The 26,203-nt window shown below is 61.2% G+C and carries 22 protein-coding genes, 2 tRNA genes and 1 other annotated feature; of the genes, 9 read left to right on the forward strand and 15 right to left on the reverse strand.

What is annotated here, in order from left to right:
- The first annotated feature begins 464 nt into the window (after positions 1–464).
- Positions 465–1,022, forward strand: coding sequence for a M48 family metallopeptidase (locus tag AAFP32_RS07025; RefSeq protein ID WP_350271206.1), 558 nt, complete (start codon positions 465–467; stop codon positions 1,020–1,022).
- On the opposite strand, the gene AAFP32_RS07030 is transcribed toward AAFP32_RS07025, so the two are convergent.
- The gene (locus AAFP32_RS07030; RefSeq protein WP_350271207.1) at positions 1,000–1,569 is read right to left on the reverse strand and encodes an NUDIX hydrolase; all 570 of its coding nucleotides are present in this window, start codon (positions 1,567–1,569) and stop codon (positions 1,000–1,002) included. The two genes, AAFP32_RS07025 and AAFP32_RS07030, sit on opposite strands and share 23 nt — an antisense overlap.
- On the reverse strand, positions 1,570–3,006 hold the full coding sequence (locus AAFP32_RS07035; protein WP_350271208.1) for a zinc-dependent metalloprotease: 1,437 nt from the start codon (positions 3,004–3,006) through the stop codon (positions 1,570–1,572).
- A gap of 171 nt (positions 3,007–3,177) precedes the next feature.
- Between AAFP32_RS07035 and AAFP32_RS07040 the strand changes: the two genes are divergently transcribed.
- Positions 3,178–4,317, forward strand: a complete 1,140-nt coding sequence (locus AAFP32_RS07040) for a YlbL family protein (protein WP_350271209.1) — start codon at positions 3,178–3,180, stop codon at positions 4,315–4,317.
- Positions 4,318–4,349: 32 nt separating this feature from the next.
- Positions 4,350–7,325 (forward strand): UPF0182 family protein, encoded by a 2,976-nt coding sequence (locus AAFP32_RS07045; protein ID WP_350271467.1) that lies wholly within the window; start codon positions 4,350–4,352, stop codon positions 7,323–7,325.
- 127 nt (positions 7,326–7,452) lie between these two features.
- Here AAFP32_RS07045 and AAFP32_RS07050 read toward each other — a convergent pair whose 3' ends face one another.
- From AAFP32_RS07050 to AAFP32_RS07070, 5 genes are all read right to left on the reverse strand, one after another.
- Entirely contained in the window at positions 7,453–8,448 is a 996-nt protein-coding gene (locus AAFP32_RS07050; RefSeq protein WP_350271210.1) for an iron-siderophore ABC transporter substrate-binding protein, read from the reverse strand.
- 69 nt (positions 8,449–8,517) lie between these two features.
- Positions 8,518–9,387 (reverse strand): IS3 family transposase, encoded by an 870-nt coding sequence (locus AAFP32_RS07055; protein WP_350271211.1) that lies wholly within the window; start codon positions 9,385–9,387, stop codon positions 8,518–8,520.
- Positions 9,349–9,477 (reverse strand) — a sequence feature (AL1L pseudoknot). (Overlaps the previous gene by 39 nt.)
- Positions 9,438–9,749, reverse strand: coding sequence for a transposase (locus tag AAFP32_RS07060; protein WP_350269399.1), 312 nt, complete (start codon positions 9,747–9,749; stop codon positions 9,438–9,440). Its footprint overlaps the feature before it by 40 nt.
- Positions 9,750–10,012: 263 nt before the next feature.
- A tRNA-Met gene (locus tag AAFP32_RS07065) sits at positions 10,013–10,086 on the reverse strand.
- Positions 10,087–10,444: 358 nt separating this feature from the next.
- Positions 10,445–10,518 (reverse strand) — tRNA-Met (locus tag AAFP32_RS07070).
- Between the two features lie 188 nt (positions 10,519–10,706).
- On the opposite strand from AAFP32_RS07070, the gene AAFP32_RS07075 reads away from it, so the two are divergent.
- The gene (locus AAFP32_RS07075) at positions 10,707–11,261 is read left to right on the forward strand and encodes a YceI family protein (RefSeq protein ID WP_350271212.1); all 555 of its coding nucleotides are present in this window, start codon (positions 10,707–10,709) and stop codon (positions 11,259–11,261) included.
- A 142-nt stretch (positions 11,262–11,403) separates the two neighbouring features.
- Here AAFP32_RS07075 and AAFP32_RS07080 read toward each other — a convergent pair whose 3' ends face one another.
- The 5 genes from AAFP32_RS07080 to AAFP32_RS07100 are packed head-to-tail and all read right to left on the reverse strand — an operon-like array spanning position 11,404 to position 16,380.
- Entirely contained in the window at positions 11,404–12,675 is a 1,272-nt protein-coding gene (locus tag AAFP32_RS07080) for an aminotransferase class I/II-fold pyridoxal phosphate-dependent enzyme (protein ID WP_350271213.1), read from the reverse strand.
- Positions 12,676–12,718: 43 nt separating this feature from the next.
- Positions 12,719–13,525: an inositol monophosphatase family protein gene (locus tag AAFP32_RS07085; protein WP_350271214.1), complete on the reverse strand. Its 807-nt coding sequence runs from the start codon at positions 13,523–13,525 to the stop codon at positions 12,719–12,721.
- A gap of 9 nt (positions 13,526–13,534) precedes the next feature.
- Positions 13,535–14,572: a ribosome small subunit-dependent GTPase A gene (gene rsgA, locus AAFP32_RS07090; RefSeq protein WP_350271215.1), complete on the reverse strand. Its 1,038-nt coding sequence runs from the start codon at positions 14,570–14,572 to the stop codon at positions 13,535–13,537.
- Between the two features lies 1 nt (position 14,573).
- Complete coding sequence (gene aroA, locus AAFP32_RS07095; RefSeq protein ID WP_350271216.1) at positions 14,574–15,890, reverse strand: 3-phosphoshikimate 1-carboxyvinyltransferase; 1,317 nt, start codon at positions 15,888–15,890, stop codon at positions 14,574–14,576.
- Positions 15,883–16,380: a DoxX family protein gene (locus tag AAFP32_RS07100; protein WP_350271217.1), complete on the reverse strand. Its 498-nt coding sequence runs from the start codon at positions 16,378–16,380 to the stop codon at positions 15,883–15,885. The genes aroA and AAFP32_RS07100 overlap by 8 nt, the downstream gene beginning before the upstream one ends.
- Positions 16,381–16,529: 149 nt before the next feature.
- On the opposite strand from AAFP32_RS07100, the gene AAFP32_RS07105 reads away from it, so the two are divergent.
- Complete coding sequence (locus AAFP32_RS07105; protein WP_420883387.1) at positions 16,530–17,186, forward strand: sigma-70 family RNA polymerase sigma factor; 657 nt, start codon at positions 16,530–16,532, stop codon at positions 17,184–17,186.
- Positions 17,183–17,455 carry a mycothiol system anti-sigma-R factor gene (gene rsrA, locus AAFP32_RS07110; protein WP_350271219.1) on the forward strand — a complete coding sequence of 91 codons (273 nt, stop codon included), beginning with the start codon at positions 17,183–17,185 and terminating at the stop codon, positions 17,453–17,455. Before AAFP32_RS07105 ends, rsrA begins: the two co-directional genes overlap by 4 nt.
- An 83-nt stretch (positions 17,456–17,538) precedes the next feature.
- On the opposite strand, the gene AAFP32_RS16685 is transcribed toward rsrA, so the two are convergent.
- The 3 genes from AAFP32_RS16685 to AAFP32_RS07120 form a co-directional block, all read right to left on the reverse strand.
- Positions 17,539–17,613, reverse strand: a complete 75-nt coding sequence (locus AAFP32_RS16685) for a 50S ribosomal protein bL37 (RefSeq protein ID WP_371860662.1) — start codon at positions 17,611–17,613, stop codon at positions 17,539–17,541.
- Positions 17,614–17,735: 122 nt separating this feature from the next.
- Positions 17,736–18,350, reverse strand: a complete 615-nt coding sequence (locus AAFP32_RS07115; RefSeq protein WP_350271220.1) for a GDSL-type esterase/lipase family protein — start codon at positions 18,348–18,350, stop codon at positions 17,736–17,738.
- The gene (locus AAFP32_RS07120) at positions 18,347–22,114 is read right to left on the reverse strand and encodes a multifunctional oxoglutarate decarboxylase/oxoglutarate dehydrogenase thiamine pyrophosphate-binding subunit/dihydrolipoyllysine-residue succinyltransferase subunit (RefSeq protein WP_350271221.1); all 3,768 of its coding nucleotides are present in this window, start codon (positions 22,112–22,114) and stop codon (positions 18,347–18,349) included. The genes AAFP32_RS07115 and AAFP32_RS07120 overlap by 4 nt, the downstream gene beginning before the upstream one ends.
- 101 nt (positions 22,115–22,215) lie before the next feature.
- Here AAFP32_RS07120 and AAFP32_RS07125 point away from each other — a divergent pair, with 101 nt between their 5' ends.
- The 3 genes from AAFP32_RS07125 to AAFP32_RS07135 all read left to right on the forward strand — a co-directional run bounded on the left by AAFP32_RS07125 (position 22,216) and on the right by AAFP32_RS07135 (position 26,188).
- Positions 22,216–23,673 (forward strand): GuaB1 family IMP dehydrogenase-related protein, encoded by a 1,458-nt coding sequence (locus AAFP32_RS07125; RefSeq protein WP_350271222.1) that lies wholly within the window; start codon positions 22,216–22,218, stop codon positions 23,671–23,673.
- A gap of 131 nt (positions 23,674–23,804) precedes the next feature.
- Positions 23,805–25,133 (forward strand): hemolysin family protein, encoded by a 1,329-nt coding sequence (locus AAFP32_RS07130; RefSeq protein WP_350271223.1) that lies wholly within the window; start codon positions 23,805–23,807, stop codon positions 25,131–25,133.
- Positions 25,133–26,188: a hemolysin family protein gene (locus AAFP32_RS07135; RefSeq protein ID WP_101620373.1), complete on the forward strand. Its 1,056-nt coding sequence runs from the start codon at positions 25,133–25,135 to the stop codon at positions 26,186–26,188. The genes AAFP32_RS07130 and AAFP32_RS07135 overlap by 1 nt, the downstream gene beginning before the upstream one ends.
- Positions 26,189–26,203: the final 15 nt, after the last annotated feature.

Genomic DNA, 26,203 nt, shown 5'->3' on the forward strand with positions numbered 1-26,203 from the left:
GAGATCTGCCATGGACGAGGCCGATCTGTGGAAAACCCTGTGGACAACAGTTGAAGGCAGGCCAGAAAATGCATTCCGACATGCCCTCAACCGCTGTGTGCCCCAGGCGCTCGCGGAGACTCGTGCAGCTTCCCCTTCCGCACGGATCCCCGGGTTTTCCGGGGTCAATCATAGAACCTATTCTGCAATTGCCGCCCCGTCAATGTCGGTTTATGCACAGACCAGTCAACAGCGTGTGGATAACCTGTGGATATGTCGCTATGAGTTGTGGAGAAGGAGGCCTCGAACGATTGTGCGAGGAGCTCTGCAGAGTGTGAAAGCGTAGGTCACTTCCGTTTCCGGCGGCCGCAACGGACAACTCGGCCTGTGGACACCCCGACGCGCAGTCCGGAATGACGATACTCAGGAAACTCACAAGGAGAGACGAATGAAGCAACGGCTGTCGAATTTCCTATGATGGGTCTGTGGCAACTCAACAGCGATGGACCGAAGAGGACGTGCTGCGGGCGATCGCCCGTGGTGAGATCGAAGTGCGCCGCTCTGCTCGCCGGAAGAAGACAATCTCGGTCTCGAAGGAAGTGGATACGTATGTTCTCAGCACGCCTGTGAGATACAGCGTGGAACACAACATTCGATCGTTGACCGATCTGTTCAATCGCCTTGCCGCCAGGGGTCATTCTTCGGCGGCGGATCTCGTCGGACTGGCAGATGAGTTGAACCAGCGCTATTTCGATGGTCGCCTGCGTCCGCACTCGATCAGGTGGGTGACGAATCAGAACATCAGTCGGTGGGCATCGACGACGACTTCGACAGGGGACATCAGGGTCTCCCACCGTCTGCAGGCGGTGCCTCGTTGGGTGTTGGAGACCGTCATCGTCCATGAACTCGCTCATCTGCAGATCGGTCCCCATTCCAAGGCGTTCCACGAGCTTGCGGACAGACACCCCAGGCAGGCGGACGCGAAGCTCTACCTTGAGGGCTTCAGTGCGGGAGAGCAGTTCAGCCGCGGTGGCGGTCGCTGACTTCCCGTGATTCCACACCTGCCCGGTAGAGCTCCGGCAGTCGCACGACGAGATCGGGCATGAGCGAGGAAGGCAGTGCAGCGAGGGGGAACCACTTCACCGCCAGAGACTCGTCTGAGACGACGGGAACATCGTCCACGGACGCGACCGCGGCGAACACCACATCGAAGTGACGTTCGCATGCACCGAACGAAGCCGAGAGGTCATGTACATGGAGATCGATCGGATTGGGCGAGAACCAGGCCAGCCGGTTCAGCCCACTTTCCTCTATGGCCTCTCTGCGCGCAGCGGAGCGCAGGCTGTCATCCTCGGCCTCGAGGTGCCCCCCGAACTGACCCCAGAGGCCAGCCTTGCGGTGGTGGTTGAGAAGCACGGACTCCGTGTCGGGGTCGAAGACGAGACAGCTGGCAGTGACATGCTCAGCACCCGCCTCGCGGCGCAGCGCAGCGTCGCCGACGGAGACGAACAGACGCTCGAAGTCGAGCGTGAAGTCAGTCGGTGCCGACGTGGCGCCAACCTCGGCGCGGGCGGTGTCGAGGCAAATCATTCAGTTCTCGCTGCGGCCGCCGGTCTCATCGTCGTCGTCTGCACCATCGTCGGAATTCGACCCGGAGTCGGAATCGGCATCGTTCTGCGGCCCCGAGTCTCCGCCGGTTTCCGTGCCTTCGATACCTTCGGCGAGAATACGGTTCAATGCTTCGTCAAGAGTCGATTCGCTGGTCCATTCGGCATGTCGGCGTTCGGAGTAGCCCAACGGGTCGTCCAGGTCCTGCGTCGTCGGCAGAAGGTCGGGGTGGGAGAACACTTTGTCCCTGGCCTCTGTGCCTCCCTGCGTCTCGAGATACCCGAACAAGGCCGCAGCGTCGCGCAGACGCCGGGGATTGAATTCCAGGCCGACCAACGTTGAGAACGTCTTTTCGGCAGGACCTGCAGTGGCTCGGCGGCGGCGCAGTGCCTCACGGATCTGATCGCGTCCGGGAAGATGCGCAGATGCGGAATAGACGACCACGTCGACCCACCCTGCGATGACTGCGAGGAGGTTCTCCAGATTCGTCAGTGCCTTCTTCTGGTCCTCGGTGGTCGGAGGATTGAACAGACCCTGACGGATATTGTCACTGAGATCGGAGATGTTGGACGGATCGATCTGCGAGGCCATGTCCTCGATCTGTGAGGTATCGACCTTGAGTCCCTGCGCATAGCGGGTCAGTGCAGTCTCGACCTGAGCGCTGAGCCAGGGGGCACGCTCGAACAACGCGAGATGCGCGAGCTCCTGAGCGGCAAGGTAGATCCTGACCTCCGAGGCATCGACGTCGATCTCGGAGGCGAATTTCTCCACATTGGTCTCCACGAGCACTGCGCTGTCGTGAGGCAGCAGGGGCAGTCCCACCTCGGTGCCGGTGAGAACGCTCTCCGACAATGCACCCACGGCCTGACCGATCTGCATTGCGAACATCGAGTCGCTCATGGAGCCGAACATCGACGAGGCTCCGGCAAGGATGCCCTTCATCTCTGCTGGCACCTGAGTCTCGAGAGTCTCTGTCAGGGCAGAGGACATGTTCTCCTTGATCGGGAGAACGAACTTCTGCCACCCGGGCATGGTCTCGCTGACCCATTCCGCACGCGTGAGAGTGCGCGCCGTTCGGTTCGCCACGGGCAGTTCGGTCGCCTCGGCGAGCCACAGTTCGGCAAGTCGGAAGGCGTCTGTGGTCGCCTTGGCAGATTCCTCGCCCACTGCGGGGTCGGGGGTCGGAACCGCCTTCTGCGCGATCGATATCGCCTGTGCCTGGGAATCGGTACCCTGCCCGAAGAGACCCTGCATCTGGTTCATGATGGTCGACATCATCGCAGGATCGATCTGGAAGCCCTGCGAGCCGGCATCGCCGTCCTTGTCCTGGCCCTGACCGGAGCCGGGACCGTTCGCTCCGAAGAGCATTCCGAAGATCTGTTCGAATGGATTCTGCTCGTTGTTGTTGTCATCGCTCATTTTCTCAAAGCCCCCAAGAATCGGTTTGTCTTCTACGTTAACGGTTCCGGATGTGGGAAGCTTCCCAATTCCGGGAGGTTTCGGATGATGTTCGCACCGGGCGAAAGGAGTCTGTGAAACTCACGGTCAGGTTTCAACTAGACTGGTTGGGCGGTGCAGCGAAAGGAACACATGACAGCTAATGCCCATCGGGCCGTGCCGGTGCCCGCAGCACCGACGCGTGGCGACACTCGACGACGCGTTCCACGTCTGACCACGACTTCAGGGGTCATGACCTACATCCTCATCGCTCTTGCGATTTTGCTGCCGGTGCCATACATGTTGCAGTTGCCTGGACCGGTGTTCAACACCCTCGGCGACTATCAGGGCAAGCCCATGATCGATGTCTCCGGTGCCAAAACCTACCCGACCGATGGTCGCATCGATATGCTCACGGTGGCTGTGAGCGGCGGTCCGGGTCGTGACACCTATGCTTCGCAGGCTCTGGGCGCTCTGCTCCACAGCAAGGAGACGGTCATCCCCACCGAGGCCTATTACCCCCTTGAGACGACGCGGGAAGACGTGGCTGCGTCCAATGCGGTGGAGATGTCATCCAGCCAGGATGTGGCCGTGGCCGCGGCGATGGGACAACTCGACAAGCCGTACAAGGTCCATCTTCTCGTCGGTGAGGTCGTTCCCGACTCGCCCGCAGAGGCCAAACTGCGCAAGGGTGATCGGATCATTTCCGTGAACGGGAAGAAGCTGGACTCTGATCCGGCAGCTGCTCGGGTCATGAGCGAGACAGTGCAGTCCTCCGACTCCGTCGACATCGTCGTCGAACGCGGTGACGAAGACGTCGACGTCGCAATGAAACCCGAGACGATCGATGGACGCAAGGCCATCGGCATCAGCATGAAGCAGGACTTCGAATTTCCCATCGACGTGTCATTCAACGTCGAAGGCATCGGCGGGCCCTCCGCCGGCACTATGTTCGCACTGGCGATCATCGACGAACTCACACCCGGTGCCATGACCGGTGGGAAGCACGTGGCAGGAACCGGCGAGATCGATCCTGCAGGAAATGTGGGCCCCATCGGTGGTGCCCGACAGAAGGTAGCAGCCTCTACTGCGCGGGGGGCGAAGCTCTTCCTTTCGCCCGCAGATAACTGTGCAGAAGTCATCGAGGCTGCAGATCAGTCCAAGATCACGGTGGCGCGCATCGATACCCTCGATGATGCGCAGAACGCCGTGGAGAAGTACGCAGCCGGAGACACTTCAGATCTCAAGAAGTGTCCAGCCGACGGCGCCGACAACAACGAGAAAGGGCAGTAGTGAGCTCTCCGTCCTCACCCACCTCCGCACGAATGCCGACGAACCGGCCCAGACGTTCGCCCCTGTTGCTCACTCTCGTGTCAGTGGCGATTCTGCTCGTCGCTTTCATCGCGTTCACACAGGTGTACACCGAAATCTTGTGGTTCAAGCAGATCGATGCCTCGCAGGTGTTCCGCACCATGTGGTTCACGCGCGGGCTGACGTTCCTAGCCGGATTCGTCGTCATGGCCGTCCCCGTGTGGCTGAGTCTGCACCTGGCCTTCCGCAATCGTCCGGTGTACGCGCCGACGACTCCGCGCCAGGAGAACCTCGATCGGTACCGTGAAGCCATCGAACCGCTGCGCAAAGTCGCGACCTTCGCGATCCCAGCGGTCGTCGGTGTGCTCAGCGGGATCACCGCCTCGGCGCACTGGAACACCATCCTCCAGTGGATGAACTCGACCTCCTTCGGCTCCAAGGATGCCCAGTTCGGGATGGACAAGTCGTTCTTCGTCTTCGTCCTGCCCGGCCTGCGGCTGATCGGAGATCAGGTGGGGATGGCGGTTCTGCTGTCGCTCATTGCTGCACTTGTCGGGCACTATCTCTTCGGCGGCATCCGTCCTGGGGAGCAGAAGGGTGTCGTCCTCACGAAGACTGCCCAGTGGCAGTTGGGAATCACCGTCGCCGTCCTGATCCTCGTACAGGCAGGTCGTCTGTGGCTCGCCCGGTACGAACGACTGACGGCGACCGGTGGCATCGTGCCCGGTGTGACCTACACCGACGACAGGGCAGCGCTTCCGGCCATGGCCATCGTCGCGATCGCGGCGGTGCTGGTGGCTTTCATGTTCGTCTATACGGCTTGGAAGGGAAACTGGCGGATCTCGCTCATCGCGACTGCCACGCTCATCGTCCTCGGCGGAATCTCGATCATCGCCTATCCCGCGATGGTTCAGCAGTTCCAGGTCAGTCCTTCCCAGCAGAGCCTGGAATCCGAGTACATTCAGCACAACATCGATGCGACTCGTGACGCCTTCGACTTCAACGACATCGATGTGACTCCCTATGAGCCGAGCACGAGCGGCGAGAAGGGCGCACTGCGTGCAGACGCCGAGACCGCTGCGTCGATCCGTCTGCTCGACCCCAACCTGGTCTCGGATACGTTCCGGCAGCTGCAACAGGTCAGGCCCTACTACTCCTTCCCCGAGCAGCTCGATGTCGATCGGTACAACATCGACGGCGATATGCGCGACACCGTGATCGCGGTCCGTGAGTTGGCCCCAAGCTCGGTGAACAACCAGAGCTGGTACAACCGTGCGATCGTCTATACCCACGGGTTTGGTGTCGTTGCCGCCAATGGCAACCAGCGCAGCCCCGATGGTGAGCCGTTGTTCATGGAGTCCGACATTCCGCCCAAGGGCGAGTTCCCGGACTACGAACCGCGCGTGTACTTCGGTGAGAGCTCACCGGACTACTCGATCGTCGGCGGCGAAAAGGACTCGACCCCTCGAGAGCTTGACTACCCTTCCGATGAGGACAGCGGTTCGGGCCAGGTGAATAACACGTTCAGCGGCAACGGCGGTCCATCCTTGGGCGGCCTCTTCAACCGCCTCGCCTATGCTCTGAAGTATCAGGACGAGCAGATCCTCCTCTCTGATGCAGTCAACGACGAATCACAGATCCTCTATGAACGTCACCCACGGGAGCGCGTGCAGAAGTTGGCACCGTTCCTCAAGATAGACGGCGATCCATACCCGGCTGTCGTCGACGGCAAGATCAAATGGATCCTTGATGGCTACACGACGGCAGACGACTACCCGTATTCGACGCCTCAGCCACTGCAGGAGGCGACCGAGGACTCGGTGACGGCTACTGCGCCCAACTCCGTGGCCACTCTTCCGGATGAAGAGGTCAACTACATCCGGAACTCGGTCAAAATCACGGTCGATGCCTACGACGGCAAGGTCGACATGTTCCAGTGGGACAAGGAAGACCCCGTCCTCAAAACGTGGATGAAGATCTTCCCTGACCTCATCAAACCGTCTTCGGAAATGTCGGGCGACCTGATGAGCCACGTGCGGTATCCGGAGGACCTGTTCAAGGTACAGCGCGATCTGTTGACGAAGTACCACGTGACTTCGGCCAGTGAGTTCTACACCGGCCAGGACTTCTGGACGCTGCCAACGGACCCGACGAAGAAGACCAGCAGTGGTCTGACTCAGCCTCCGTTCTACATGACCCTGCAGATGCCGGGTCAGAAGGTTCCGTCGTTCTCGCTGACGAGTTCCTACATTCCGGCTCGCTCCGATGAGGGCCAGGCTCGGAACAACTTGACCGGATTCCTGTCTGCGGATGCTGACGCCGGCGATTCCAACGGCGAGGTGGCAGATGGCTACGGCAAGCTGCGACTTCTGCAGCTGCCGCGCAACACGACGGTACCCGGTCCTGGACAGGCGCAGAACAACTTCAATACTGCCCCGGATGTGCAGCGTAGCCTGAACCTGCTGCGTCAGGGTGAGTCTGAAGTTCAGAACGGCAACCTGCTGACTCTGCCCGTCGGTGGCGGTCTGCTCTACGTTCAGCCCGTCTACGTCCGGTCTGCCGGCGACACGTCCTACCCGTTGCTCCAGCACGTGCTGGTGGCCTTCGGCGAGGACATCGGGTTCGCTCCGACCCTGGATGAGGCTCTCGACCAGGTCTTCGGCGGCGACTCAGGCGCCAAGGCCGGTGACGCAGGCACCGAGGACAGTGGTGCAGGCGAGTCAGGCGGATCAGGGAGCGGTGGCGACTCCGCAGCTGCGCCTGACGATCAGAACCTCAACGATGCGCTGCAGGAAGCCAAGAAGGCGATGGAGGATTCGGACGCGGCCCTCAAGGAGGGTGACTTCGAGAAGTACGGAAAGGCGCAGGATCGCCTGAAGAACGCGATTGAGGATGCGGTGGCAGCCGATCCCTCTCTCGCGAAGGACGGTTCAAAGGACGGAACTTCTGCTCCGGCCAGTACCCCTGCCGCTGAGGGTGGAGATAACTGACACCCGACACGGTCGACGCTGAATGAGCCAGGCCCCTGGGATCCGATCGGATCCCAGGGGCCTGGCTCATGCGCAGGAGGTCGTTTTGCGGGTGAGCACACCCGGGGGGAGCAGCCGCTCTGCCCGGTCAGTCAGTCAGGTACCCTTCGAGGTCATCGACGATCTGCCCCGCTCCGATGGGACCCAATCCGAGGAACCATACGTCGTCTTCGACCCGGAAGGCTCTGTCGTCCTCGACGGCCGGCAATCCCGCCCATTGGCTGCCGGAAAGCGCTGTGGTCTCGCCGGTTGCTTCAGGGTCACCATAACTGGTGTAGAAGACGTAGTCGCCACCAGCCTGGTCGAGGTTCTCCGGAGAGATCTCCACCGCGAGCTCAGCAATGTCCTGTGTCTCAGGGCGGGCGAGCCCGGCATCCTCGAGGATGACACCGATCAGGGATTTGTTGCCGTAGAGTCGCAGCCTCTCGGGCATGAAGCGCACGAGCGAGATCGTCGGGTTGCCATCGACCGCACCGTCGAGGTCGCCGGTGGCTCTCGTGTACCCGTTGAGCACGTCTGTGGCTTCATTTTCCATACCCAATGCTTCGCCGACGAGCAGGAAGTTCTCCTTCCACGGGAATCCCGGCCGAATTGAGAATACCGTGGGCGCGATGGAGTCGAGTTTTTCGTGGAGCGTGTCAGCACGCAGCTGGCTGCCAAGAATCAGATCCGGTTCTAGTTCGGCAATCGCCTCCAGATCGAGTTCGTTGATCGTTCCCACCGTGTCAACGTCTTTGACCCGATCGGCAAGATAGGAGGGCACCGGGTGTGTTCCCTTGGTTGTGACCATACCGACGGGCTTGATGCCCAAGGCCAGGACATCGTCGAGCTCACCGGTGTCGAGGACGACGACGCGCTTGGGCTGCTCTGCAATCTCGGTGGTGCCACTGGCATGTCTCACCGTGCGTGGAAACACTCCGGGCTTGGCATCGCTTCCCAGTTCGGCCGTCTCTTCATCGGCTGTGGCAAAGGCTTCACCACCGGTGGCGACATCCTTCTTACCGGTGCCCTCATCCTTGCCGTTGGCGGTGCCTGAGGTGCAGGCGCTGGTGAGTAGGAGGACGGACAATGCGATTGCGGCCACTGTGCTTCTGCTGCGGGAAGATAAGTTTGTCAAGCACCGGGTTTCATAGAGGCTGTTTTTCCTGGTTTTCTATGCAGCTACGCTCGCGGTCGCACCCTGGTTGGTCCACTCAGCTTGGACCTCGAACGGAGGTCGATATCCGATCGCCGAATGCAGTCGTTGCCGGTTGTACCACCCGATCCATTTCGATGTCGCTGCCATCACCTCGATCAACCCCGACCATTCGCGACGGTCGATCAGTTCCGCTTTGTAGACTGAATTCAGTGCTTCAGCCATGGCATTATCGTATGAGTCCCCGCGTGACCCCACCGACGCCACGATCTCGGATTCTGCCAGAGTCTCGCCATAGCGAATCGACCTGAATTGGACTCCGCGATCCGAGTGGTGGACAAGCCCGGACACGTCTTCGCCGGCCCGGAACTTCGCTGCCAGAGCCATCGTCAACGCGTCCCTGGCCAGCGACTCACGCATATGATTCGTCACCTGCCAGCCCACGATCTCGCGGTGGAAGACGTCGAGAATGAACGTTGTGTATACCCACCCAGCCTGGGTTGGAATATAGGTGATGTCGGCGACCCAGAGACAGTTCGGACCCTCAGCTGTGAACTCGCGTTCGACGAGATCCTCCGGGCACTCCTCGGCCCTGGCCGAGGCTGTCTTCGGACGCTTCCGCCGACGACGAACCCCGTCAATGCCCAGCTGGTGCATCAACCGCTCGATCGTGCACCGAGCGATATTCCCGAACCGGTCCGCATACTCGCGGTTGATCGCCTTCCACATCTTCCGCACCCCGTAACAGGAATAGTTCGCCTCGTAGACGTCCCGGATGGCGGTCTTGAGCTCCCGGTCCCGGACAGCACGGGCTGAAGGCTGGCGTAATTTGTACGCGTAATACGAGCTCACAGCAATCCGTGCAGCAGTCCCTGAAAGGGCGCGCACGATTGGCTCGACTCCGAACTCGTCGCGGTTGTTGTCGATGAAATCGACGATTACTTGGATGGGCGGTCGAGCTCCGCCGCGAAGAAAGCCGACGCCCGGCGAAGTATCTCGTTTGCCCGTTTCGCTTCGGTCAACTCGGCGCGCAGTCGACGGTTTTCGGCCTCAAGGTCGACCGACTCCGTCGGCGTGGCTCTGCCGGAGTCCTTGTGCTTGCGCACCCAAACTCGCAGGGTCTCCTTGCTCAGGCCGAGTTCGTTCGCGACGCGGGTGATTGCCCTGCTCGCGGTCTCAGGATCGGCCTGGGCATGCATGACGAGCTCGACGGCACGAGCTTTGAGCTCATCGGTGTATTTCACTGGCATGAGAGAATCTCCTTCTTCCAATCTCCCTGCCTCTATTATCCCCGGAGCGATCCAGTTCATAAGGTAAGAATAACCTTTGCCCCGGAGTATGTTCAGCTGCTCCCAATGCCATGGATGACCATATTCGCGCGTGGTCCGAGGAGCTCGATTCCCTCGGAACGCAGCAGATCCGCGGCTGTCCCTGCGTGGCAGGAAGTCAGGTCGAGGATCAATATGAAGAACCCCCCAGCCGGTTGAACTGACTGGGGGTTCTGCCACTTTCGTGGCGGGGGGAGGATTTGAACCTCCGACCTCCGGGTTATGAGCCCGGCGAGCTACCGAACTGCTCCACCCCGCGGCGTTTGTTTACTCGGTAAATACTACGTCCTCGCAAGTCAGAAGCATAATCGGGTTGTAATCTGCGAAATGGTTCCCTGCCGGCATTGCAGCGTCAGCCCCACTGCAGAGCCTGGGTGTGAGTCGGGCGCCGCTGACGCAGGACTGCAGCGCAAGGGTCATCGGTTGAATGGAGAGGTAGTCGTCGAGCACGCGAATCATTCCGAGAGAGGATAACTGCCTGAAAGGGGAGCGTTGAGGTGAGCAATGACGAGAGGGCCGTGGATTGAGTGGCGCACGATGTGGTGAGAGGCGATCTGGTCAGACGCAAAAAATGTGCCGCGACACCGAGTGAACGATATCGCGACACATTTACAACGTGGCGGGGGAGGGATTTGAACCCTCGACCTCCGGGTTATGAGCCCGGCGAGCTACCGAACTGCTCCACCCCGCGTCGTATTCTCTACCCTACAGGAGCTGTTTCTTGCAGGCCAAACCGAAGTAGGGTGACGTCCGCCACATGTCCGCCTGCTGTCCACCTGAGGCCCTCACCCCGAGGGTGATCCCGGCCCGGTCTTGTCGATAGTTGAAAGATAAACTAGAGTGATCTTGTAATTCAATGTTCAACGAACAGGAGAAATCATGACTGCTCTACCACAGGGACTCACCGCAGGAATCTGGAACATCGACCCGGTGCATTCCGAATTCACGTTCACCGCTCGCCACGCCGGTGTCTCGAAGGTCCGCGGACACTTCGAAGACATCGCAGGCAGCGTCAAGGTCGGTGAGACCCTCGAAGACAGTACGGTCACCGCTGAGGCTGACGTCGAATCGATCACCACTCGCAACCCCCAGCGCGACGGTCACCTCAAGAGCAGTGACTTCTTCGAAGCCGAGAACAACCCCAAGCTGACCTTCAAATCCACCGGGATCAACGCCATATCCAACGATGAGTTCGAACTTGTCGGTGAACTCACCATGCGCGGCGTGACCAAGGAAGTCACCTTCGCCACCGAGTTCAGCGGAGTTGCCACCGATCCCAACGAAAACCAGGTTGCGGGCCTCTCGGCAGCTGCCACGGTCGATCGCAAGGACTTTGGCATGGAGTTCAACGCTGTGCTCGGTGGTGGCGAGCTGCTCGTCTCCAACAAGATCAAGATCGAACTCGAACTCGAACTCGAACTCGTCAAGGCCTGAACCTCCAGGTGATGCCACAGACGTACGGGCGCTGAGGCAGATGCAGTGAATAGGGCAGGGGGCCGATCGCAGCAACGCGATCGGCCCCCTGCCCTATGTGTTCTTGGCAGCTCGTTCTGTGTTCAGCACAACGCTGGTGAAGTCAGGTCTGCCTCCGCAGCGCATTGGGATCCTTGGCCAGTTCGGCGGCGAGATCGTCAAACAGCTGTGCCCCGCGAGCGACATCCGCTGCAGACTTGCAGAATGAGTAGCGAATGGATGACCGGTACGCCGCATGCGCAGGAGATCCCGCCCGACACAGGGCAGGAACGGGAATGCCGACGATCGAGTACCGTCGCGCCAACAGGTCGTTGAGTTCGAAGGCGTCGAGGTCAGTCAGGGCAGAGAAGTCGACGACGGTGAAGTACCCGGCGGCTGGCGTTGACGCGATCGCTCCTGGAACGGCACGACATGCCGGCACCAAGACGTCTGCTCGCTGCTGCAGGGATGATCGATTCTCAGCCACGAAGGTCGAAGCTCCGGACAGTGTGCGGGCCAGTCCCACCTGCAGAGGACCGCTTGCGGTGAATGTGAGGAATTGTTTGACCGACTGGATGGCTTCTCTGACCTCAGGCTCCGCGATCACCCATCCGATCTTCCACCCAGTCGTGTTCCAGGACTTTCCCGCCGAAGAGACTGTGACGACTCGCGCGCTGTCTTCAATGGCCACCGCTGGTGCCACATGGGGCGTGCCATCGAGGACCAATTGTTCATACACCTCGTCGGTGAGTACCCAGGCGTCTGCGGCAACTGCTGCGTCACCGATGCGAGCCAGATCCTGTGCGCTGAACATGAACCCTGTCGGATTGTGGGGAGTATTGATGAGAATGATCGAGGGGAGGCGGCCGGGGGCTGTCACAGCCTCGTCGAAGCTGGCCCAATCGGGCGCGAATCCGCCCTCAACGGTCGGCAGGATCGGTACGGTGACCAGAGATCCCCCTGCAGCGGCGATAGCCGCCGGGTAGGAATCGTAGAACGGCTCGAAGGCGAGAACGGTCCCGCCCTGGGGGAGCAGGGCCAGAATTGCGGCGGTGAGGCCCTCTGTGGCCCCACACGTGTAGAGCACATGCTGGGGTGACACCTCATGACCGAAGTCTTGAGACCGCTGTTGGGCCACGGCCTCGAGGAGTGCTGGAAAGCCCTGACCTGGTGCGTATTGGTTGAAGCCGTCACGCATGGCGTCGGCAGCGGCGTTGATGAGCTCGGCAGGGGCATCGGTTCCCGGTGCGCCCTGTCCCAGATTTACTGCTCCGGTATTCGCAGCCAATGCTGTCATCTGTCCGTAGATCGTCTCTCCGATCGTTCCGTCGGCGTTGATCAGACCGGCCGCATCGGCCATCGAATGCCAGAGGTCGGCACGCATCACATCGGGCATCTGTCTCCCTTTTCTTCAGAGATGATTGGGTTTCGGCGAGAACTCACACCGGAGTAGGGGCCGGAGGTGTGGCAGGAGTGATTCGGCCCAGTGCATCAAGGGCACGTTCGTGCAGGCGCGAGTTGCTGGCCAGGGCATTGCCGCCGAAAGGTCCGCTGACGCCAGCTGTGTTCGTGAACGTCCCACCTGCTTCAACAACGATCGGAACCAGTGCACCCATGTCGTAGAGCTCCAGCTCTGGTTCGCATGCGATATCGACTGCTCCCTCGGCCAGAAGCATGTACGAGTAGAAGTCGCCATAGCCTCGAGTCCGCCACAGACGATCACAGAGACCGAGGAAATCGTCGAGGACCCCGAGGTTCTTCCACCCGGACAGCGACGCGTAGGACATCGAGGCGTCTTCGAAGGAATCGATGTCAGAGACGTGGATGCGCTTGGCCGCTTCTCCCAGCGCCGAGGTGAAGGCACCTTGACCGACCTCGGCCCACCAGCGTCGGCCCAGGGCAGGGGCTGAGATCATGCCGACGATCGGTGTCTTCCCGTCGTACAGGGAGATCAGAGTGGCCCAGATCGGAACACCGCGGACGAAGTTCTTCGTGCCGTCGATCGGATCGATGATCCACCGCCTGGGGGAGGAACCGTGGGAACCGAACTCTTCGCCCAGGACACTGTCCTCCGGTCGTTCGGCGTTGAGGCGTTCCATGATCGCTGACTCCACCGCACGGTCGCATTCGGTGACGGGAGTCAGATCGGGTTTAGTCTCGACAGTGAAGTCCTGTGCCACGAAATGACGGTAGCTGATGGAGTCCGCGAGGTCGGCGAGTTCGGTTGCCAGGTCGAGATCGTTCATTCCTCCACCTTATCCAGTTGTGGGCAGCAGCCTGCGCAGTGACTCCAACCGTGAGACTCCACCGGGACCCGCGTTGCCGTCGCGGACCCAGGCATCGAGCCGACAACCCGGCGCATCGGCGTGATGGGTGCAGCCGCGTGGGCACTCGGCAGTGGCTCCGACGAGCTCTGGGAAGGCCGAGATCAGCGTTTCCCGATCGACGTGGGCCAGCCCGAAGCTGCGGACACCGGGCGTGTCGACGAGCCAGCCACCACCGTCGAGACGAAGACAGATCGCAGAGGACGAGGTGTGTCGACCGCGCCCGGTAACGTCATTGACGTGGCCGGTGGCTCTCTCAGCGCGGGGAACAAGAGCATTCATAAGGGTCGATTTTCCGACACCCGAATGTCCGACCAGGACGCTGATCTGGCCTTGTAAGCGATCGAAAACCGTCGCATCGGTCAGCGTACCGTCGGGTCTGAGCCCGGAGGATACGATCTCCACTCCGGTCTCCGAGAACCGCTCGACGATGTTATCGGCCGGTTTCAGATCGGTTTTGGTGACGATGAGCAGGGGAGTGATGCCGGCATCGAAGGCCGCAGTCAGGGCTCGATCGATGAGCCCATATGAGGGTTCGGGGTCCTCGGTGGCTGTGACGATCGCCATGACGTCGACATTGGCGACGATCACGCGTTCCGTCGGATCCGTGTCGTCGGCGCTGCGGCGCAGCAGGGTTCGTCGCTCGGTGATCTCGACCAGGCGCGCCAACGATCCCTTGCTGCCCGAGGTGTCACCGACTAGTTTGACGATATCGCCGGGGACCACCGCGTCTTTGCGCAGGTGGGAGGCTCGTACAGCCGTAACGTCGGAGGTGGCTGCACTTGTTCTGGGGGAATCTCGGACGTCGCTGGTGTCATCGGAGACAACTACTCGATACCGTCCCCGGTCAACGGCGGTGACGAGTCCGTCGATCGCTGCGTCGTGGTTCGGCCTGTTCTTCGTCCGCGGTCTGGAGCCGCGTCTGCTTGGGCGGGGTCGGTAGTCCTCGTCGCGGTAGATCCTTGCCATCTCAGGCGCGCCGACTCAACATGTCTTCCCACAGCTGGGTGAATTCCGGCAGTGTCTTCGCCACGGTGTCGGCATTCTCGATGACCAGTCCGTCGATGTGCAGACCGAGAATCGCTCCGGCCATGACCATCCTGTGATCGTTGTAGGTATGCCACGTTCCGCGGCGCGGAGTCGAGCCCGTGATCGTCAGAGACGTCGGTTGTTCGTCGACGTCGACGCCGATGGCGCCGAGCTCGCGGCGCAGGGCCGAGAGCCGATCGGTCTCATGCCCGCGGAGATGACCGATTCCAGTCAGATTCGACGTGCCGTCGGCCAATGCAGCCAGGGCAGCGATGACGGGTGTGAGTTCACCGACGGCAGAGAGGTCGAGGTCAACGGCTCGCAGAACGTCGGGCCCTTGGACTCGCAGACCGTTTCGGTCCAGGGTCACGGTGCCGCCGAAGGCCTCGGCGATTGCGCGGAACCCATCTCCGGCTTGTGTTGTATGGGCAGGCCAGTCGGAGACGGTGACATCTCCGCTGGTGGCCAGAGCAGCGGCGACGAAGGCCGCGGCGTTGGACAGGTCCGGTTCGACGCGGACGTCGAGTCCGCGGGGGAGACCCGGTTCGACGATCCATCGTTCGGGTTCGGGCTCTGTGACGTCGACCCCCGCGTCGGCGAGGACTTCGAGCGTCATGTCGACGTGAGTCCGGCTGGGCACGGAATCGCCGCAGTTGACGAGCTCGATCCCCAAGGGCATCACCGGGGCGGTCAGGAGCAAGCCCGACACGAATTGGCTGGAGGCGCTGGCGTCGATCTCAAGGTGGCCACCGCGCAGGTGGGACTGCGCATGGATCGTCATCGGCAGCAGATTGTTCTCCGCAGTGATGGAAGCGCCGAGGCGGGTCAGGGCATCGATGATCACCGACATCGGCCTGACTCTGGCCTGTTCGTCGCCGTCGAGGATGATCTCACGTCCGGTGGCTGCGGCGAGCGGAGGAACGAAGCGCATCACGGTTCCGGCCAGACCGCAGTCGATGGTGACCGGAGGCCCTTCACGGTGTGCGGAGAAGTCAATGGGAGTTATGTGCAAGTTGCCGTTGGCTTCGTCGATGTCGGCGCCGAGCGCTCTCAGAGCCTCGACCATGAGCAGGGTGTCACGGCTGCGCAGCCACCCGCGCACGATTGACTCGGACTCGGCGAGTGCGGCGAGGACGAGATAGCGGTTGGTCAGGGACTTCGAACCGGGAACACTGACATTCGCGGTGACGCCGCCACCGGCGACAGGAGCAATCCAGTCGCCGGTGGCGGGTGCAGTGAGATCGGGTGTGTCAGTCAACGCCAAGCGCACTCATTGCCTGTTTGGAGGTGTCTTCGACCGAGGACCAGAGATCTTCGGCGGCATGCTGCGTGCGCCACCAAAGTCCTGGCTTGCCTGCAGTGTCGACACTGGCCAGCAGCGCGCCGCCGAGCAACGAGGTGCGGATCAGGGTGCGCTCCGTGCGCGCCTGTTTGTCTTCTTTCGAGGTTGCCTTATCCGCTGCGATACGTTCACCGACGGTGTCGAGGAGGTAGGTGCCGACGAGGATCGTGGCACTGACGCGGGGGAATCTGCCGATAGCCAGCAGCGAGCCTGCAGCGACCTGAGCCGCTCCAGTGGCGCGTGCCAGGGTAGGAGCATCGATGGGCACATCGATCTGTTTGCGTGCCATGTTCAGCAGCGGACCGATCGACGCGGCCGCTGCTTCCGGGCGGCGCAGACGGTCGACCCCGTTGCTGATGTAACCGGCGGCCAGCATGGGCCGTGCGAGGAATCTGATTGGAGACACTATGGTCCTTCCTACGTGTCGGGCATCTCACTGGCAAGCATAACCGCTGTCTGGGAATAGTGGGGCCTCGCCTCGGTGTTGAATCAGAGAACACGCACCGGTGAGGGCGATCTTGTCGGTGCTGAGTCGAAAGGCAGAAGGAGAAGTCTGTGAACGCCACTGCCGTCCTAGAGAGAACGGGCGTACCATTGACTACGATGACCGAATCAGTCAAAGAAGTCCCCGAGACCAAGGCCGAGCGTTCGGCCCGTTTCGAGCGTGACGCTCTGGAGTATCTCAATCAGCTCTACGCGGCTGCATTGCGAATGACCCGAAACCCTGCTGATGCCGAGGACCTCGTCCAGGAGTCCTACGCGAAAGCCTATGCCGCGTTCCACCAGTACAAGCCGGGAACCAACCTCAAGGCGTGGCTGTACCGGATTCTGACGAACACGTTCATCAACAACTATCGGAAGAAGCAGCGCCAGCCGCAGGAAAACGGCAGTGAGGACATCGAGGACTGGCAGATCGCCCAGGCCGCGAGTCATTCGTCCTCCGGTGGTCGCTCGGCGGAGCTGGAAGCTCTCGACCATCTGCCCGACTCTGACGTCAAAGATGCGTTGTCAGAGCTTCCAGAGGATTTCCGCATGGTGGTCTACTATGCCGATGTTGAAGGTCTGCCGTACAAGGAGATCGCTGAGATCATGGAGACGCCGATCGGCACCGTGATGTCGCGTTTGCACCGTGGGCGTCGTCAGCTGCGCGACTTGCTGGCCGACTATGCTACGGATCGTGGCTTCTCCAAACCCGCGGGAGGTGCGAAATGAGCGAGGAATGCTGTGAGAGTCTGCGCGCGGAATCTCTGACGCGCATCTACCACTATCTTGACGGAGAGCTGACGACGACGGAGATCCGCGAGATCTCTGTGCACCTCGAACAGTGTCCGTCGTGCCACGACGAATACGAGATCGAAGCACTGCTCAAGGAATTGGTGCGCCGTTCCTGCAGTCGCGAACAGGCACCAATGGGACTGCGGGAGAAGATCCGCCAGCGGATCGCCACCGAGCAGTCGGTCTGGCCCGGCTCAGGGGCGTAGCCGCCTGAACCAGGCATACGAAGAGGGCGGGGAGAGTGAACACTCTCCCCGCCCTCTTCGTTGTCTCGGATGATTCGAAAGAATCAGCCGAGTGGACGTTTTCCGTGGTTCGCCTTGTTCCGGCGACGGTCGTGACGCTTACGGCTGCGCTTGCTCATAACTACACTCCTTCAACTAGATCAACTAGATGCTTCATTCTTTCATGGCCCCTGTGCCTGGGCAAAGTGTCACTCAGGTCATGAGGATCAGACTCATGCGGCTGGGTTCGGGGGGGCGGAGATCAGGAACCGTCCATGGCATCTTGGACACCGAGCCACGGGAACCAACCACGGTGGAGCACCAGCCAGGCGAGCAGGCCGTAGCCTTCCTGTGCAGGAAGATGATCGCGCGAGGATGCGATCTCACGCTGCCACACGGGATGCCCGAGCAGAGGCGTAAACGTATCGACATAGGCGATGCCGCGTCGTTTTGCGACGTCCGAGAAGCTCGTATTGAGCTCAGCAATTGCACGATTCCGTTCAGAATTGTACTCAGGGGGAGGCCCGATCACGAATGCCGCGACTTTTCTTGCCAGTGCCTCGTCGAGCACATTGGCCACGTCGAGACGGGCGCGGGCAACGGAACGACCGGAATCGAGGTCGCCTGACCCCAAAGCCAGAACCAGCCGATTGTCACCGTCGGAGGTGAACCTCAGGGACGCCTCGGCGATGGTGCGAGCATGCAGACCTGAAGAGTCTTCGTGCGGCACTGCCAGTGGAAAGACTCTGAGATCGGGTAGGCTGGGCAACGTCCTGGCAGTGACGCGTCCGACCCATCCGAGCCCACGACCATCGCCGTGACCGGCGACCAGCGGGCCACCGATCACAGCAACGGTCGTCGGAGTCACGAAGCTCACCGGCGGAAGATCCTGTCGATGACTTCCTGCTGCTGGACTTCGTGGACATGCTTGAGACCGGTGGCAGTCGCAGCGGAGGCAGTCCGTGAGATCACAGTGAGTTCACGGTCGCCCAGCAGCTGTGGCATGTTCAGTGCCATGAACGGCCAAGCACCCTGGTTCTCAGGCTCCTCCTGTGCCCAGACCAGCTGTGCGCTGGCAGGGTACCGGTCGAGCAGAGCCGTGATGGAGTCCTCATCGAGCGGGTAGAGCTGTTCGACGCGGACGAGCGCTGTCGTCGTGTCTTCACGCTTCTCCCGCTGAGCCAGGAGCTCCCAGTAGAGCTTGCCGGAGACCATGACGACACGGTCGACCTTCTCGGGATCGACGACAGCATCGTCGATGACGGGCTCGAAAGTTCCCGTGGTGAAGTCCTCGGGAGAGTTCGCCGCGGCTTTGAGCCGCAGCATCGACTTCGGCGTGAACACGATGAGCGGACGTTTGTTCGTCGTCATCGCGTGGCGGCGCAGCAGGTGGAAGTAGGACGCACCGTTCGATGGCAGGGCCACCGTCATGTTCGACTCGGCACACAGCTGCAGGTAGCGCTCAATGCGAGCTGAGGAGTGGTCGGGGCCCTGACCTTCGTACCCGTGGGGCAGGAGCATGACGACGCCGGAGTTCTGCTGCCACTTCTGCTCCGAGGACGAGATGAACTCGTCGATCACGGATTGGGCGCCCTGAGCGAAGTCACCGAACTGAGCTTCCCAAGCGACCAGGGCATCCTGGCGTTCGACCGAATAGCCGTATTCGAAGCCGACCGCAGCGTACTCGCTCAGCAGCGAATCGTAGACCCAGAACCGAGCCTGTTCGTCGCTGAGGTTCTGCAGCGGCGTCCACTCGTTGCCGTTGTCGGCATCGATGAGCACCGAATGGCGCTGCACGAATGTGCCGCGACGCGAGTCCTGGCCGGCGAGGCGAACAGGAATTCCGTCCATGAGCAGCGAGCCGAAGGCCAACAGCTCGGCGAAGCCCCAGTCGATGCCGCCGGACAGTGACATCTCCTTGCGCTTCTCGAGAAGGGCACGCAACTTCTTGTGGATGGTGAATTTCTCTGGAACAGCGGCGAATGTTGCGCCGATGTGCTGCAGAGTGTCCGTGCTGATCGCGGTCTCGGCATTGTTGAATGCTTCGATGTCGCTGGGCACGTGCGGAGCGTTGAAGGCATCGCCGTCGTAGGAGCCGGTTTCGGCTTCCTTGGTCTCGGCGAATGCTGATTCCAGTTTCGACTGGTAGTCCTTGAGCGCTTCGCTGGCTTCATCGTCGGTGATGCATTTCCTGCCGACAAGCGATTCGGTGTAGAGCTTGCGCACCGAACCCTTCTTCTCGATGAGGGAGTACATCAGCGGCTGCGTCATCGATGGGTCGTCGCCCTCGTTGTGTCCGCGACGGCGGTAGCAGACGAGGTCGATGATCACGTCGCGGTTGAATTCCTGACGGTACTCGAACGCAAGCCGTGCGGCTCGCACGACGGCTTCGGGATCATCGCCGTTGACGTGGAAGATCGGTGCGTTGATCGATTTCGCGACGTCGGTGCAGTAGAACGACGAGCGAGCCGAGGCCGGAGGCGTGGTGAAGCCGACCTGGTTGTTGATGATGATGTGGATCGTTCCACCGGTCCGGTAGCCGCGAAGCTCCGAGAGGTTGAGGGTCTCGGTCACGACACCCTGACCTGCGAATGCCGCGTCGCCGTGGACGAGGACGGGAAGTACGGTGAATCCGGCTTCTCCCTGGTCGATGAAGTCCTGCTTGGCGCGCACGATGCCTTCAAGGATCGGATCGACGGTCTCGAGGTGGCTGGGATTGGCCGCGACATAGACATCGGTCGAGTTGCCCGCGGGTGAGGTGAAGGACCCCTCGGTGCCCAAGTGGTATTTGACATCACCAGAGCCCTGGACGCTGTCTGGAGACATCGTTCCGTCGAACTCACGGAACATCTGCGCATAGGACTTGCCTGCGATGTTGGTGAGCACATTGAGACGTCCGCGGTGCGCCATCCCGATGGCGACCTGTTCCATGCCGGTGTCTGCCGACTGGTTGAGGACCTCGTCGAGGAGGACGATGGCTGATTCGCCGCCCTCGAGGCTGAAGCGCTTCTGCCCGATGTACTTCGTCTGGAGGAAGGTCTCAAAGGCTTCGGCTGCGTTGAGGCGGCCGAGGATGTGTCCCTGCTCAGAGCGTGTCAGCTCCTGATGCGGAACCTCGATCTTGGCCTGGAACCAACGGCGCTGCAGCGGATCGGCGATGTGCATGTACTCGAAGCCGATGGTGCGGCAGTAGCTCTCGCGCAGGAGTCCGAGGATGTTGCGGAAGGGCATCATCGGCTTGGCACCGAAGCCGCCGGTGGGGAACTCACGTTCGAGATCCCACAGGGTCAGTCCGTGTTGGTTGATATCGAGGTCCGGGTGCGAACGCTGCCGGTACACCAGCGGATCGATGTTCGCCATGAGGTGACCGCGCGTGCGGTAGGCGTCGATGAGTTCGATGACGCGGGCGGTCTTGTTGACATCGTCCTGGTCTTCAGCGGAGACGTCGGGAACCCAGCGCACTGGTTCGTAGGGCAGACGCAGGGACTCGAAGACATCGTCGTAGAAACCGTCCTCACCGAGGAGGTAGCTGTGGACGAGCTTGAGGAACTCGCCGGATCCTGCACCCTGGATCACGCGGTGATCGTAGGTGGAGGTCAGGGTGAGCACCTTGGACACGGCCAATTTGTTGATCGTGTGCTGGCTGGCGCCCTGGAACTCCGCCGGGTAGTCGAGCGCACCGACACCGATGATGCAACCCTGTCCCTTGGTCAGACGAGGCACAGAATGCACGGTTCCGATTCCGCCGGGGTTGGTCAGCGAGACCGAGGTGCCCGCAAAATCGTCAGCTGTGAGCTTGCCCTGGCGTGCCTTATCCACGAGGCCGTCGTAGGCGTCGACGAACTGGCGGAAGGTCAGGGTCTCAGCCTTCTTTACGCTGGGCACGAGGAGCGTGCGCGAACCGTCCTTCTTCGGCACATCGATTGCTAGCCCGAAGTTGATGTGGGCAGGAGAGACCATCACGGGCTTGCCGTCGCGCACATCATAGGACACGTTCTGCGACGGGAAGTTCTGCAGAGCTCGGATGACGGCGAAGCCGATGAGGTGGGTGAAGGAGACCTTTCCACCACGGGTCCGCTTGAGGTGTGAGTTGATGACGATGCGGTTGTCGATGAGGGCCTTGGCCGGCAACGCACGCACGGACGTAGCCGTGGGAACCTCGATCGAATCGTCCATGTTCTTAGCGATCAGCTTGGCCGGACCGCGCAATGGAGTCACGGTCTCTTCTGGAGCCGGCTTGGACTCGGTGTCCTTCACGACGACCTTGGGCACGGACTTGGTCTCGGCCTTCAGGGTCTCAGCCTGAGCCGAAGAAGGGGAGATTCCGCGGGGACTGTCATCCGCAACGGAGTCTTCTCCCGACGTGTCCTCGGTGGACTTGTCGGGTGACTTCGCATGAGTTTTTGAGGATGACTTCGCATTGGTCTTTGCGGCCGGCTTGGTGCCGGTCTTCGCTGCGGGTTTGGCGGCGGCAGTCTTCGCTGCTGCTCCATCCCCGTTCTTCTCGTACTTGTCGAAGAACGGCCACCACGACTGGTCGACGGAGTTCTTATCGGACTTGTACTGTTCATACAATTCCTCGACCAACCACTCATTCGACCCGAAGTCGTCGACGGTGCGGTTCGGAGTATTGACGGACACGGCGTTGATCGCCTACTTCCTGATTCAAGAATTGCTGCTTAACGACATGACCAGCCTAACGCGATGTACCCGAGTATGTCCGCATAGGGGACAATAGTGTCATGCGTTTCATCTCAAATGACCAGAATAGTGATCTGACGTACTCGGATGTCTTCCTGGTTCCCAATTCGTCCTCACTGACCTCCCGGTTCGACGTCGATCTGTCGACGACCGATCCGACCGGCTCCACGACGCCGATCGTGGCTGCAAACATGACTGCCGTGTCCGGTCGTCGAATGGCTGAGACCATGGCCCGCCGAGGTGGTCTCGCAGTTCTGCCGCAGGACATCCCGCTGTCAGCGGCGCAAGACACGATCGCGTGGGTGAAGAGCCGAGATCGCGTCTTCGATTCGGCGCTGCGGTTCTCCCCGGAGGACACTGTGCTGAGCGCACTGCACGTTCTGGCCAAACGCGCCCACGGTTTCGGAGTCGTCGTCGATGAAGCCGGCAGGCTTGAAGGGGTGATCGATTCGACGAACCTCAAAGACGTCGACCGGTTCACTGCGGTGTCTGCGCTGCTCGAATCGTCCCCTCATGTCATCAGGGCCACGGACATCGATTGGTCTGATCGCGCGCAGCTGGAGTCTCTGTTCGAGTCCATGAACGAGGCCCGGACTCCCTTCGCCGCCGTCGTCGATGACCGCGACAGGGTGCTGGGTTCCCTGACTCCCAAGTCGCTGCTGCGATCCTCGATCTACGCACCTAACCTCGATGACCAGAACACCCTGAGGATCGCTGTGGCGGTCGGAGTCAACGGCAACGCCGTCGAACGAGCCTCTGCCCTCGTCGCAGCCGGTGCCGATGTGCTTGTCGTCGATACTGCACACGGCCATCAGGTGAAGATGCTTGACACTTTGAGCGCGATCTCGGCGGCAGATTTGGGCGTGCCCATCGTCGCGGGAAACGTCGTCACCGCTGACGGCGTTCACGACCTCGTGTCGGCCGGTGCGCAGATCGTCAAGGTCGGTGTCGGCCCCGGTGCGATGTGCACGACACGCATGATGACGGCAGTCGGGCGTCCGCAGTTCTCGGCTGTTCGCGAGTGCGCCGAGGCGGCCAGGGAATTGGGTGCTCATGTGTGGGCAGACGGGGGAGTGCGCTATCCCCGCGACGTGGCGCTGGCCCTTGCCGCAGGTGCATCGCAGGTCATGGTCGGCTCGTGGTTCGCAGGCACCCACGAATCCCCGGGTGATCTTCTCGTCGACGGTGAGGGCCGCAAGTACAAGGAGAGCTTCGGCATGGCCTCGGCGCGGGCAGTGGCGAACAGAACTCGGACGGAGTCGGCATTCTCCCGCGCACGTAAGGGCTTGTTCGAAGAGGGCATTTCTTCGTCGACTATGTACATTGACCCAGAATCTCCTGGAGTCGAGGACCTGCTCGACGGCATCACTTCGGGCGTGCGCAGCTCCTTCACCTATGCAGGAGCCCGCACCCTCGCGGAATTCGCCGAACTCGCCACGGTCGGAGTTCAGAGCGCCGCGGGATATGACGAAGGCCGACCGCTGGCTCGGAGTTGGTAAGATCTAGCCATGCGCAGTGACAGTCCCAGCCGGCGGGAAGCCGGCGCCCCAGACGATGACCCTCACCCCCTGAGGTTCGATCGCATCACTCACCGTGATCTCCTGTCGGCGGACGGCAGGGAACGGCGCTGATGGAATGGCTGTACCTTGCCTTCGCACTCATCCTGATCTGTGGCACCGGCGTCTTCGTCGCTGCTGAGTTCTCCCTCCTCACACTCGATCGTCACACTGCGGATAAGGCGGTGGAGGACGGCGTGGTCGGAGCCAAGACTCTCCGCCGTTCGATGACCCATCTGTCCACTCAGCTGTCTGCGGCCCAGGTGGGCATCACGATCACCACTCTTCTGACCGGTTACCTGATGGAGCCGTCTCTGGGCAAGCTCTTGGCTCCGGTGTTCGAATCGATGGGCGCCAGTCCGGGGCTCGCTGCCCCGATCGCGCTGACGATCGCACTCATCCTGTCCACGATCCTGTCGATGATATTCGGCGAACTGGTGCCCAAGAACCTGGCGATCGCCGTGCCGTTGGCCACTGGTCGCATTGCCGCGCCGATGCAGTATGTCTTCTCCGTTGCCTTCAAACCCGTGATCAGCGTGCTCAATGGAACTGCGAACAAGATCCTGTTGTCTGTGGGCATCGAGCCTCAGGAGGAGGGCTCGGTCGGCCGCTCTCCCGAAGAGCTCACATCTTTGGTGCGTCACTCCGCCGAGGAGGGAATGCTCGATGAGCAGACGGCTGATCTGCTCGAACGGACTCTGAGCTTCTCCGAGCGCACCGCGGAGGACGTGATGACTCCACGCACCCGCATGTCATCGGTGGTCAAGGACACGACCGCGCGAGCAATCATCGAGCAGGCACGGGAGACTGGATTCTCCCGATTCCCGGTCGCCGGAGAAGACAAGGACCATATCGTCGGCGTCGTCCACGTCAAGCAGGCCTTTGCGGTTCCGCTGGCGAATCGCGACGATGCATACGCCGGAGGTTTGATGACCGAGGTGACCGAGATCCCTGAAACACTCCTGCTCGATCCGCTTCTGATGGAACTTCGAGCCAAGGGCCTGCAGCTGGCCGTCGTCGTCGACGAGTTCGGAGGCACAGCCGGTGTCGTGACGCTCGAAGACGTCGTCGAAGAACTCGTCGGCGAGGTCGCCGACGAACACGACCGGATGCGAGTGGCAGCACGGCCTGCCCGCGATGGCACATGGATCGTTCCCGGACAGCTTCGTCCCGACGAAGTCTCCTCGACGATCGGGCTCGAGATACCGGAAGACTCCGATTATGAGACGTTGGCGGGTTTCGTCCTCAAAGAGTTGGGGCGGATCCCAGAACCTGGGGATCAGATCCGCACTGATGACGCGCTGATCCGCGTCGAACGGATGCACGGTCGCCGCATCGAACGATTGCGTATTCTCCTTCGGGCGACCGACGCGGCCGGCTATGAACAGGGTGGTGAGTTCTGATGAGCGCTGACTGGTTGGGCCTCATCTGGCTCGTCGTCCTGCTTCTGGGCAACGCCTTCTTCGTCGCAGCCGAATTCGCTGTGGTAGCGGCCAAACGCTCGCAGCTCGAGCCCCGAGCGCAGGAGGGGTCGACCGCTGCGAAGACCGCTCTCTACGCGATGGAACACGTCTCGGTGATGCTGGCGATCTGCCAGCTCGGAATCACCGTCTGCTCCCTGCTGTTGGGCAACGTCGCGGAGCCTGCCATTCACCATCTGCTGTCCGGACCGCTCGAAGGACTTGGCATTCCGGCAGGTCTGTCCTCGACGATCTCCTTCATCCTGTCCCTCGGTGTCGTCACATATCTGCATGTGGTGATCGGGGAGATGGTGCCGAAGAACATGGCTCTGGCAGGGTCAGCTCGCGCCGTGATGCTGTTGGCACCCCCGCTCGTATTCCTCTCCCGAGTCTTCGGCTTCGTCATCAAACCGCTGAACGGTTTGGCCAACTCGATCCTGCATCTGTTCAAGATCGAGGCTCGCGACGAGGTCAACGAGGCGTTCACGATCGAGCAGGTAGAGTCGATCGTGGCCGAGTCCAAGCGCGAAGGTCTGCTCACCGATGACACCGGACTGCTCAAGGGCGCGCTGGAGTTCAGTGACAAAACAGCCGCCGACATCATGGTGCCAATGTCCGAACTGATCACGATCTCGTCAAGTGTGACCCCTGATGAGCTCGTCACCATGGTCGGAAAGACCGGATTCTCGCGGTATTTCGTCACCGACAAGGACGGGTCCCCGCAGGACTATCTCCATATCAAGGACGTCCTCTACGCCGACAGCACGCTCGAATACAGTGCACCGGTTCCCGCGAAGAGATTCCGCCCCCTGTTCACGGTGACAGCGGGTGATGAAGTCGAAGAGGCCCTATCCCAGATGCAGAAGGTCGGCATCCACGTGGCCCGGGTCGTCTCAGCGGAGGGAGACGTGCTGGGTCTGCTCTTCCTCGAAGATGTCTTGGAAGAACTCGTCGGGGAAGTCCAGGACGCCATGCAGCGGAGCCGATACCAATACTGAGCATGACATCACGCA

The sequence above is a fragment of the Brevibacterium sp. CBA3109 genome, assembly GCF_040256645.1.
Taxonomy (GTDB): domain Bacteria; phylum Actinomycetota; class Actinomycetes; order Actinomycetales; family Brevibacteriaceae; genus Brevibacterium; species Brevibacterium koreense.